Source organism: Microvirga tunisiensis, assembly GCF_009296175.1.
Classification (GTDB): domain Bacteria; phylum Pseudomonadota; class Alphaproteobacteria; order Rhizobiales; family Beijerinckiaceae; genus Microvirga; species Microvirga tunisiensis.
This window is the reverse complement of sequence record NZ_VOSK01000247.1, coordinates 1-9,503: the sequence shown is the minus strand read 5'-3', so window position 1 is coordinate 9,503 and position 9,503 is coordinate 1. Positions and strand designations below refer to the sequence as shown.

7 protein-coding genes are annotated in these 9,503 nt (G+C 58.6%); 5 read left to right on the top strand and 2 right to left on the bottom strand.

The window, feature by feature from the left end; translation table 11 throughout:
- Positions 1-247: 247 nt before the first annotated feature.
- The 4 genes from FS320_RS32040 (at position 248) to ligD (ending at position 5,707) form a co-directional block, all read left to right on the top strand.
- The gene (locus FS320_RS32040) at positions 248-646 is read left to right on the top strand and encodes a hypothetical protein (RefSeq protein WP_152716485.1); all 399 of its coding nucleotides are present in this window, start codon (positions 248-250) and stop codon (positions 644-646) included.
- Between the two features lie 123 nt (positions 647-769).
- Positions 770-1,123 (top strand): hypothetical protein, encoded by a 354-nt coding sequence (locus tag FS320_RS32035; RefSeq protein WP_152716484.1) that lies wholly within the window; start codon positions 770-772, stop codon positions 1,121-1,123.
- A gap of 916 nt (positions 1,124-2,039) precedes the next feature.
- Positions 2,040-4,550 (top strand): MobA/MobL family protein, encoded by a 2,511-nt coding sequence (locus tag FS320_RS32030; protein WP_152716483.1) that lies wholly within the window; start codon positions 2,040-2,042, stop codon positions 4,548-4,550.
- A gap of 140 nt (positions 4,551-4,690) precedes the next feature.
- Positions 4,691-5,707, top strand: coding sequence for a non-homologous end-joining DNA ligase (gene ligD, locus FS320_RS32025; protein WP_162003388.1), 1,017 nt, complete (start codon positions 4,691-4,693; stop codon positions 5,705-5,707).
- On the opposite strand, the gene FS320_RS32020 is transcribed toward ligD, so the two are convergent.
- Entirely contained in the window at positions 5,702-8,365 is a 2,664-nt protein-coding gene (locus tag FS320_RS32020) for an EAL domain-containing protein (protein WP_152716481.1), read from the bottom strand. The two genes, ligD and FS320_RS32020, sit on opposite strands and share 6 nt — an antisense overlap.
- Positions 8,366-8,374: 9 nt before the next feature.
- The gene (locus FS320_RS32015; RefSeq protein WP_162003387.1) at positions 8,375-9,310 is read right to left on the bottom strand and encodes an ATP-binding protein; all 936 of its coding nucleotides are present in this window, start codon (positions 9,308-9,310) and stop codon (positions 8,375-8,377) included.
- A gap of 49 nt (positions 9,311-9,359) precedes the next feature.
- Between FS320_RS32015 and FS320_RS48605 the strand changes: the two genes are divergently transcribed.
- Positions 9,360-9,503, top strand: a 144-nt coding sequence (locus FS320_RS48605; protein WP_244626992.1) for a DUF6429 family protein, incomplete at its 3' end; no start/stop codon positions are given.

Below are 9,503 nucleotides of genomic sequence, written 5' to 3'. Positions count from 1 at the left end.
GCGGCCGCTCGGGCGGCAGAAGCGGCTCAAGGCGCTGCCACTGCCGGTCCGTCAACTCGTAACGTGTCACGTTGTATAAATGGGAACCCCAAGCTCCTCATGGAACCCCTTTGCAGACACGCCCTAGCCGGCCTCCTCTTTTCATGGCCATCCCGCTCAGAGCCATGTCCGGCCAGAAGTCCTCTCTCTCTCAATCAGACGGGCGAACCCCTGAGGGGTTCAAAACCTAGAGAAGAAGGACGCTCCGATGGCCTGCATCCGCTACGACATTGTCTCCACCGGCGTGAAGATCTCAGTCGATGCGGTCCCGACCTACTGGATCGCCCGTGACGCTAACATCGGCATCCTGTGGGAAGAGACCGCCTCTGGAGCAACCATCCTCCATGCCCACGGCCGTGTCGGAATGATCGTCGAGGCCGAGATGAAGCTCCGTCGCCTCCGGAAGACCGAGGGGCAGGAGGAGACCGTCATCCAGTCCGCCTACATCGACGTGTCCCGCGTCAGCCAGGCGACGCTCAACACGCTCAATGGTGCACTGGCCGGTACCGTCGGCGCCGAGGAGATCGTTTCCCTTTTCACGGCCCGCGCTCCCAAGGTCCCTGCCTCCGGCGCAAAGATTGCGTCCCCGATGGCGCTTGCTGCCTGAGCCACCGCTTCCGGGACATACATACCCGGCACCTCGAACTTTGGCTGGCTATTTACCGCCAAGCTGACTCATTCTGTCCCTAAGACGATACGAATCGTCGACTACCCAGGAGGAAAGCACAGCATGACTTCTGCCGTACAAAACGTCCCTCTCGACCAGCGGATCGAGTTCGCTCAGTCCAATGAAGCGACCATCGGCCTGCTCTGCACAATTGATGGGCCCCTGTCACCCGGCAGCCTCACGCAGAACTCCTCCAAGCCGGACATCTGGCAAGTCGTGGCATCCACTCACGACCGGAAGTATCACATCTATGTCACGGATCCGGCCCTGCGTGACGATCTCAAGCGCGTTGCGAAGAACGTCGGCAAGATCGAACCCCAAGCACGCATCGAGCGGATCGTGGAACTCGAAGGAGTTGAGCTCCTCCCCGAAGGAAACGGCACGCCAGCCTTCCTCGCACACCGTCGGGCGGCATAGCCCATCCTCGGCGCACATTGCCGTCTGCGACTCTCCTAGAGGCCCTCCCGGGCCTCTTTTTTATTGGCGGCAGCCCTAAACCCGACAGACACCCTTACCTCACCGCCTCCGGATAAGCCGTATGCGGTGAGTCAGGTGGAAGTTCGGAGACAGCGGCGGCTCGCATCTCGGCCTTCGGCCGGCTCGCCATGGTCAAGAGAGATCGGATCCCCGCAGAGAACCTCCCGCTGTTTGCCCCAGAAACAAGCGCCCTGCGCCTCCCCGGAAAAAGCACTCGACGATCAGTCCCGAAAGAACCGCCCAGGGTCGAGCCCAGGAAGAACCGCTCGATGATGTGCAGGTGGCACAGGAGAGGTCCACGGGGCAAGCCGACGGCGCCTGGTCGAGGCCGTAGCGCCCTGCCCCACGAATGACTGCCCCCGGAAGAAGACGAACCCCGGAAGAAGAGCCCCAGGAAAGAAACATCCCTACAAAAAAGCCCCCGAAAAAATGAGGGCTCAATACCGCAGATGTGGAGCACTTCCGTTGCTCCTCATCTGCTATCGGCCTTGTCAGGCCAATTGAGGTCCTCCGGACGGGGGCAAAACAGGCCCTCTTTCCGAGGGGGAGGCCCTTGCGGACCCCTGTTTAATGCCCAAGCCGGCGCAGCAGCCGGCCAGAAACGGGACTAACCGTCCCTTAATGGGGTATACTTCCGTAATACGTGGCTTGAGAGCACGAGGAATCTTTCTGATGGGGTTTCCACCCCAGTCCCGCGTTTCGCCCTTCCGAGCGAAAATTCAGCGGGAATTATCGGCGGAAATTCACTCGTATCCCCAGCTACGTCACTTTGGGCAGAACCCGGCCAACGCCGGAAATTCTGCCGAATTTTCTCTGCCGAGGCCGTTAAAGCCGACGCTTTCACGGACAGGTGACGATGCCCCATTTCGATGTAAATTCGGCCATCAATTATTCGCTCAAAGAGCTCTCGATGGGCGTCACTGGCCGGCTGGCTCACCAGTACGGAGGCATCGAACCAAGCATCAAAAATGCTTGGGAAAATCCGGGGGTCCGGTTTGGAGACCGGGCAAAAGGAACGTCGCGGCCCAGAAGCCGCGAAGGCAAAATCAGCTTCCATTTTGCCCAGACGTCCATCTCAAAGACATCCGACATTCTCGTTCGGATCCGTGAGGCCAAGAGCGGCCGCAAGTCATTCAAGTCTCAGGCAGCCGCCCACATGGGATATATCGAGCGCGAAGCCGCCGCTGAACGGCTTAGCGCTCCTGTCCAGCAACAAAGCTATATCGAACGACCAGGCGCTGCCGAACGCGCCCAAATGCTCAAGGACGGCTATGATCCCGATCTACTCGGGATCGAGGTCTCCTCCTTTGGCACCATCGGCAAAGCCTTTGAAGAGCGCACTCGGTTCTGGGATGCTGTCGATGCATCCGAGATGACGCCACGGGGTGATCGGATCAAATTTGATCCGATCGAGAACCCCAAGTGGTGGGATGTTGCCGTATCCCACCTCGACTCTGCGCCGAAGGAGATGCAGCCGTACCTGAAGCCTGGGAAGGCTGAGTCCTTCTCGATCGGTAACCTCGCGCCGGAACGTGCCTTCGCTGTTTATCAGTGGGCCCAGTCACTTGGTGAAACCGCTCCCATCGAAGTGGTTCCAGGGCGCGGAGGTCGCACACAGACCCGGATCATTGCAGAGCTCCCCCACGAGCTGAACGCTAAGCAGCGCCTCGAAGTGGTCAAAAGGTTCACAGAGGAACTGACAGCTAAGGGCTTCCCCTTCTGGGCGGTGATCCACGCCCCCGACAAGAATAACGACGTCCGCAACTACCATGCCCACATCGCTTACTACGACCGTCCATGCCAACGAATGCAGGACCCTTCTACCGGCAAGGAGGTCTGGGACTTCGAGATCGTAGAGGAGTACGTCAGTCCAAGGCGCCAGCGTCGTTCACGCCGCCCCTATAGGCAGGATCGCGATAGAGTTACCTCTGAGATGGCTTGGGTCGGCCAGCTCCGGAAGCGTTGGTCAGACGTATCCAACGATGTGCTTGCCGAGGCTGGCGCCGACAAACGTCTCGATCACCGCTCCTATAAGGACATGGGCATTGACCTTGCCCCTCTGAAACACATCCCCTCCCGCGCCTTTAACAAGGAGCGCAAAGGAGAACGCACGGAAGAAGGGGTGAACCTCGCCCGACGCCAGTGGCTCGTCCTCCAGCAGTCGGTCGAGCTCAAGGCGCCCACTAAGCTCAAAAAGATCGAAGCCGACATCGTTCAGCGAACCGAACGCGCCAAGCGGGCAGCTCTGAAGGCAGGTGTGGTCATGCCTGCCTACAATAAGGCTCTGGATATTCAGGCACTCAAAGCCACCAAGGTCGCACGACGGCTCGCACGGTACGAATACACGCGGGCGATCTTCCGCCACGTCGTCGATCGGGTCGCTTCCCGGGCCAAGCTCCAATTCCACGAGTGGGAGAAGAAGAACAAGCTCAAGAGGTCGAAGCGTCGTCCCCCACCCAAGGCCATGAAAGCCGTGATGGACTTCCTCACAAAGGTCTATGACACTGGTCTGCAGATCAGCCGTCTTATGACCCAGGATATGACGGTCGTGACCCAGCGTCTCAAGGCGTTCACCGATGGGTTTGACCGTCTGGCCAAACAGCCTCCCAAAACGGCCATTGAGGCGAGCCGGGTCGCGGCTGACATCACCAAGAAGCCAGAACGGCTTGCTCTGACGGCGGATCCTTACTGGCACGGCCGCAGCGAGCATGTTCAGCGACTGGTTAACCGGATTGACGAGAGCTTCGATCAGCTCTTTGCGAACTTCCGTCGCCAAAGCGCAAGCCAAGAGGCGGCGTCGACCGACCTCACCCCGAAACAGGCACCGGCGCAAGCCAAGCCGACTGAGGCTCCGCGCTCCATTTTCCTCTCGACCTTCATGGAAGAGCAGGAGGCTGCCCGGAAAGCTCGCAGATCTATTACCATCCCGACAACGGTCCGCAGACCGAGCCAAGTTGCCAAGCCTGCCTCGATCCAATCGTCCCAAGGTCGGCCGGCGCAGACCCGTACGGCCGCCGTACCCAGTGCTGCCGCTCCGGATCGTCCTCGCCCCGCGGCAGCCACTCCCGCTCCTCAGAGCACCGCTGGGGGCCCGAGCACGCCCGCTGCTGCCCGTCCGGCCGATCCTCTTGATCCCTTGATCGCTGCCGGCGCCAGGCGCGCTGGAACTCAGCGCAAGACCGATTCCGAACTATCCACTGCAGCCCGGCAGGTCGCCGCGTCTCTGCAGCCGCAAAAGAAGCCCGAGGACCCGAAGCCCGAGGTCGCAGCACCCCGTCCTCCGGAGCAGGCTGCAGCTCCAGCGCCAACGCCACCCAAGAAGGTCGTTAAGAAGCGAAAGGATCAGGATAAGGACCGCGGCCGGTAATATGACCGGCCCGGTCTCGACCGCGTCACCCTGGAACCCGATGGCTCGGCCATTGTTTGCCTCTGACGATGGCACGAGCACAAGCAAGATCGAAGTCGTCCAAGCTGACATCCTCCGTCGCGAGGACTGCGCGCGCTGGCGTGCCGGACCCGAGCAGCACTCCGGGGGCCCACCGGGCGGCTATTCCCGATCTCATCAACGTGGAGCTCGCCGTTCTCGAAAAGGCCGCCCCGGCGGGCGGCATTTTCCTTCACGAGATTAAGTTCGACGGTTACCGGATGCTGGCCAGGGTCCAGAATGAGCGCTGCCGCCTCATTACCCGTAGAAATCAGGACTGGACCGCGCGCTTTCCTGAGATCGCAAGCTCATTCCCGGAACTTGCCGTAGGAGAAGCGGTCTTCGACGGCGAGATCGTGAAGCTCAATGGGGAGGGGATCAGTTCCTTCTCCGCGCTCCAGGAGGCGCTCTCAAATGGGCAGACCGCCGATCTCGTCTACGTCGCGTTCGATCTCCTGTTCCTCAATGGTTTTGACCTACGGAAGGTAGCCCTGGAGGAGCGCAAACGCATTCTCGCGGACATCCTCGGCTCGGCACCGCCAACGATCCGCAAAAGTGAGCATCGTATTGGTGGAGGCGAGGCATTCTTCGCCCAAGCCTGCAAACTAAAACTAGAAGGCATCATTTCGAAACGGCGCAGTTCGACGTATTCAGGCACCCGCAGCTCCGACTGGCTCAAAGTCAAATGCGTTAATACAGAGGAGTTTGTAATCGTCGGGTATACCGAACCTCAACGATCCAGGACCGGGTTCGGAGCGCTCCTCGTCGGCTACTACACACCTAACGGAGAAATCCGGTACGCAGGCAAAGTCGGCACGGGCTACTCTCGAGAGTTCCTCGAAGGGTTCAAGCGCAGGCTTCAAGCCATCCAGACGGAAACCCCGACGGCTGTCCTCCCCAAAGGAACCTACATGCGGGCCCGAGTGCATTGGGTCAGGCCGCGCTACCTCGCGCAGGTCACATTCACCGAGTGGACGCGGGACAACATCCTTCGGCACCCGAGCTTCTTGGGTCTACGGGAGGACAAGGACCCGCGGGAGGTCGTGGTTGACCGTCCCCCCGCTCCCCTTCCTCCCAAGAAAGGGGCTCGGCCCTCATAGTGAGACTAGATGCTGATCTAACACCGCTTCAAACGGCTGAGGTTTATGCAGAGCATAGCCCTGAGCAAAGGTAATGCCCATGGTCGCAAGGATCTGGAAGGCCTCCTTATCCTCGACATACTCGGCCACCGTCTCAGCCCCAAGCTCCTGAGCGATCTGATGGATCGATTTGACGATACGCCGGTCGACCAGGTTCGTTGTCATGCTGCGGACAAAAGTGCCGTCGATCTTTACGATATCGACCGGGAAAGTTCGGAGATAATTGAACGAGCTAAGGCCAGATCCGAAATCGTCCAGCGCAATCTGACACCCAATCTCCCTAAGCTTGCCGACGATCCCTGTCGCAATAGCCATATTGGTGACCAGAGCCGTCTCAGTGATCTCGAAGACCAAGTTTACTGGAGGTGTTCCCGACGCTTCGATGGTCTCCAAGACGTACGCGAGGAACGACTCGTCACCAAGGGATCGGGCGGACAGGTTGAGATGGATTCGAAGGCTTGGGCCCGTCCTCACGGCGTCCCGAACCAGATGCAGCGCTCGCCAGATCACCCATCGATCAATATCACCTATGAGATCGTACCGTTCCGCTGCTGGAATGAAGACTGACGGTGGTATAAGGGTCCCATCACTGTTGACCATCCGGACCAGGACTTCATACCGCTCGCCAGGCGCTCCCGAGCAGGCCACAATGCGCTGCGCAAACAGCCTTAGCCGACCTTCACGAATGGCTTGCTTGATTCCAGCTGCCACCGACAGTTCCCGGTGGCGCTCGACGGCCTCGCTTTGCTCAGGATGGTAGATGCTGACTCTATTCCGCCCGGCCATCTTCGCGGTGAGGCATGCAATATCAGCTTGCGCTAGCAGAGAGCTGGGCGAGCCGGACTCTGGCGTGATTTCAGTCACTCCTATGCTCGCACCAACCTTATATATCCGTCCCTCCCACGGAAACTGGATTGCGCCAGCAGCAGTGTTTAACCGCTCGAGAACCTCTGTGGCATCGTCAAGAGAGCAGTCGAAAAGTATGATGCCGAACTCGTCGCCCCCAAGCCGTCCGACCACGTCGACCTTACGAAGATAGGTCGGCAATGCTCCGGCTACCGCGCGCAGCAGAGCGTCGCCAGCGATGTGGCCTGCGGAGTCATTGATAATTTTTAGGCGATCTAGATCGACAAAGGCGAGAGCATGCCTAATCCCTGTTTCCCGGCACTGCAGCAAGGCCTCCTGAAGCCTCTGCTCGAACGCCGTGCGATTCAGCAGTCCCGTTAGATCGTCATGGGTTGCGTTGTACCTCAACCTGTTCTCGGCCTCGCGCCGAGCCGTAATATCTTGATACTGAACAATGAAATACGCTAATTGTCCCGCCTCGTCTCGCATTAGTGAGGAGGAGCGAAGCACAAATACGACCGTGCCGTCCTTGCGAACGTATCGGCGTTCGGTCTCTGAGACGTCAATCTCTCCACGCAAGACGGGTCCATCATCCGGGATCTCGTCCCCTGGGAAGACCACATCCGAAGCCATGTTTTGCTGCGCCTCCTCTTCCGAATACCCAAAAAGCCGGCTGAAAGCAGGGTTTACCTTCAGCACAGACCCATCGAGTCTCAGGAGAGCCGTTGCGATACCAGCGCCCTTCATTGCTTCTCGAAAGAGCGCTTCGTTGCGCAACGCGTCTTGGTGCGCAACTCGCCTGCGCTGAAACTCCCGGCGAAGATTGATGGCCATGGCGATCATGGCTCCAGTGAGAGAGAACAGGACCGCAGCGATCGTTAAAGCGCGGCGCCGCCATTGCCCATAGACATCGTCGAGCCACCGTCCCACATTGAGGACTATCGGGAGATCGCCAATCTGAGCGTAGGTATAGAGACGTGCGACCCCGTCCAAGGGTGAGTGCTGCGCCGTATACGCCCCCTCCTTTTCTCTAGGGTAGTGACGATACAACTCGGCCTTGCTTAGGTCGGCCCCCAGGAATTGCTCGGTGGAGGGTTCTCGCACGATCACTTTTCCGTCGTTGCGGGCGAGCGTCATGGTCCCTTTTGGACCTAAGTTCATTCTCCTGAACAGATCGGTGAAATAGTCGAGGCTTAAGGCGACGTAGGCTACCCCTGCATAACTACCATCCGGGCTGGACATTCTGCGGCTGAGTACGAGCGCCCAGCCAAATCCGTATGGGCTCTTGATCGGGGCCGAAACATAGAGCCCTACATCGGGGCTCTCCCGGTGGACCTTCACATAATCGAGATGCCCGACCCGCAGAACACCTGGGTCAGCCATACGGGACTGAAAGATGACCCGATCTGTTGCATCGACGACCCCGATGGCAGAGTAATACTGCTCCGCGGCGACCTCATCAAATGCGAACTGTTGCGCGAATTCGGGCGGAAGATTCAGAGGATCTGATGGCCTAATCTTATTGATGATCTTCAGAAGCGTCAGATCGATGATTTTGATGTTCCGGGAAATGTCCCTTCCCGCCGCCGCGACTAGATTCCGCGAAGACGTCTCCGCCTTCCTAAGCGCTACTCCGCGCTCATTCCAAATCAAAGCCCCGCATGTCAAATTAATAACCACGGCCAGGAGCACGACGTGCCAGACCGGGCTCTGCGCCAGACCGCGTTTCAGTTTTGAAGCTGCGTCAGCAGCGAATCTCTTGAACAAACTCATGTGGTGAATTTAGCCTACGCTAGGCGTTTGGCTAAAGACCCACTTGTCGATAACTTCCAGTAAATCATCGCGCCTGAACGGCTTACTGATATAGTCGTTCATGCCGGCATCTCGCATCGCAACGAGCTCGTGAGGCAACGTATTTGCTGTTAGTGCGATGATCGGAACGAACTGTTCTGAACCCGGCACTGAACGAATATGCTTTGTCGCGCTCAGTCCGTCCATGATCGGCATTTGAACATCCATCAGCACAACATCATAGTTGCCCGACAGAGCGGCTGAAACACCTTCGGCTCCATTCTCGGCGACGTCGACCTGATGACCGCTGTTCTGAAGCATAGTGCGGGCAACGTCCTGGAGGATTTCGCTGTCCTCAACCAAGAGAACACGGGCCGATCGATGGGCATCTGCGTGCGGCGCCTCACACCCGTCGCATCCGCTCTGTTTCACCGATTGGAGCATCAGCCGAAACCAAAACGTCGATCCTTTTCCGACAGTACTCTGGACCCCAATTTCTCCGCCCATGATCTCCACAAGCTTCTTTGAGATCGCCAGTCCTAATCCGGTGCCGCCGTACTGACGCCGATCCGAGCTATCAACCTGGCTGAAGCGTTTAAACAGGCGATCCTGCTTCCCCTCCGGAATTCCGATACCCGTGTCGCTTACTGAAAAGAGCAATTTGGGTGCTGCTTCCGAACCACTTTCCGATCTCACGGTGAGTTCAATGCTGCCACGGGGGGTAAACTTGATGGCATTGTTCAGAAGATTTAGCAGAATCTGCCTCAGACGGTCGGGATCGCCACAGACAAGCTGCGGAACGTCCGGGTCAATCTTCAGGCTAAACGACAGCATCTTTTGATCGAGGAGCCCGCTCACGATCGACACTGCCTCATTGACAAGCAATCGGAGCGAGAAAGGCTGGATGTTGAGATCAACCGTATCCATCCGAGCGGGGCCGCGGGATTTTGGGTGCCGCGCGTGGTAACGTCGGTTCATGGAGATCGATGAGGACAAGATCGACGATGCCGTTTTGGCGCTGTTATGGCTGACGCTGCATAACGAGCGTTGTGCCTGGAAGGGCTTCGACTGGGCAACGACGGATCGGCTTCACAAGAAGGGCTTGATCGGCGACCCAGTC